This is a genomic window from Nocardioides rubriscoriae (genome assembly GCF_008087085.1).
GTDB lineage: Bacteria > Actinomycetota > Actinomycetes > Propionibacteriales > Nocardioidaceae > Nocardioides > Nocardioides rubriscoriae.
This window is the reverse complement of the sequence record NZ_VIYJ01000028.1, coordinates 1-1,087: the sequence shown is the minus strand read 5'-3', so window position 1 is coordinate 1,087 and position 1,087 is coordinate 1. Positions and strand designations below refer to the sequence as shown.

Annotated in this window: 2 protein-coding genes; both read right to left on the bottom strand. The window is 67.4% G+C overall.

Annotated features, from left to right (window positions below; translation table 11 throughout):
• Positions 1 to 180: 180 nt before the first annotated feature.
• Positions 181 to 546, bottom strand: a complete 366-nt coding sequence (locus FZC61_RS22810) for a chromosome partitioning protein ParB (RefSeq protein WP_148616562.1) — start codon at positions 544 to 546, stop codon at positions 181 to 183.
• 239 nt (positions 547 to 785) lie between these two features.
• On the bottom strand, positions 786 to 1,087 hold a 302-nt coding region (locus FZC61_RS23300), incomplete at its 5' end, for a hypothetical protein (protein WP_170286249.1).

Sequence of the window (1,087 nt, the reverse complement as noted above, 5' to 3'; positions counted from 1 at the left end):
GAACGTCCTCCTTGAGTGGGGTTGGGACACCAAGCCCGAAACACCGCACCAGGGAGGACGTTCCCCTGTCCACCAACGACCCCGCCTGCGGCTACCTAGAACGTCTTTCTATGCCGCCCCGCGGGCTCCGCCGGACCATGCCGCCACTAGAACGCGGTCCTGCCGGCGCTTGTGCAGTCGTCACCGCAGGTCGGGAACGGTCCAGTCCGGGGCCGGATCAGAGTCGAACTGAACGGCGTCCACCTCCATGCGCCCATCGAGCCATGCCCGTGCAATCCGGTGGCCGCCATCCATCAGGCCGCCACTGCTGTTGAGGATGATGGGATGGCTCAAGTCAGCGGCCTCTATGCGGCGTGCGTGTTCAGCCACCTCGCGGCAAGTGGGAGGGGTGTCGCCGAACCAACAGTTCTGGTCGAACTCAGCGATGTTGGCGATGGGGACCGACACCGTCGACAGGCCCTCAGCCGCAGCCCAGAGGCTCTCGGTCCACCAGAACTCGCGTACGCCAGCGACGACGCGGGAATGAGTCTCTCGCTGCTTCTCCACACCGCAAGTGTCACCCAAGAGCGCCCGACCATCAGCGTGAGGTGTTCTGCGTCAAGCGTTGTCGTCGTTTCCCTGCATAGCGGTAATGGAGCTTGGTGGCTCGACAGCGTGTGATCGGGTTGTGGTGACGACGGGCCGGGGGGCCTGTGATGGTCGACGAGCTGTTGATTCTCGATGCCGCAGAAGGCTGGTCCCCGGCCCTGCTTGTGGGCGTCGCGCCTGACGCGACGAGGTGGTGGTCAGGCGGCAGTCGACGCGGTGGTGGCGCCGGTCGCGCGGGTGGCGGCGAGGAGGCCGTAGCGGGCGATGTCTGGGTCCCAGGCGGTGCGGGTGGTGACCACGGCGTGGAGTTGGCGCAGGATTGCTGCGGCAACGACGGTCTGGGGCTGGGTGGGCTTGAGCCGGTTGTCGTCTCGGGTGGTGAGGTGTCGGTACCGCTCGGCGTAGACACCGTTGTTGTGCAGCGCACCCCACACCGCACGCCAGGCTGCGACCCGCAGCCCTGGCCGGCCGGCACCGCCCAGGCGTGCGCGGCCGGTGA